Origin of the sequence: Streptomyces sp. SID12501 (genome assembly GCF_010550245.1) — a bacterium.
In the GTDB taxonomy this organism is placed as follows: Bacteria; Actinomycetota; Actinomycetes; order Streptomycetales; family Streptomycetaceae; genus Streptomyces.
The window spans coordinates 1-398 of the sequence record NZ_JAAGLU010000972.1 but is presented as its reverse complement, the minus strand read 5'-3'; the positions used below and the strand labels follow the sequence as shown (position 1 = coordinate 398).

Annotated in this window: 1 protein-coding gene; it reads left to right on the top strand. The window is 65.6% G+C overall.

The window, feature by feature from the left end:
- Positions 1 to 398, top strand: a 398-nt coding sequence (locus G3I71_RS49400; RefSeq protein WP_164325519.1) for an HAD-IC family P-type ATPase, incomplete at both ends; no start/stop codon positions are given.

Here is a 398-nt window from a genome sequence, read left to right as displayed (position 1 = left end):
GAAGGTCAACCCGGTCCAGAAGGCCCGGATCGTACGGGCCCTGCAGGCGGACGGTCACACCGTCGGCTTCCTCGGGGACGGCATCAACGACGCCGCCGCGCTGCGCGACGCCGACGTCGGCATCTCGGTGGACACCGCCGTCGACATCGCGAAGGAGTCGGCGGACATCATCCTGCTGGAGAAGGACCTGACCGTCCTGGAACAGGGCGTCGTCCAGGGCCGGACCACCTTCGGCAACACGATCAAGTACATCAAGATGACCGCGTCGTCGAACTTCGGCAACGTCTTCTCGGTGCTGGTGGCGAGCGCGTTCATCCCCTTCCAGCCGATGCTCGCGATCATGCTGCTGGTGCAGAACCTGGTCTACGACATCGCCCAACTGGCCACGCCCTGGGACC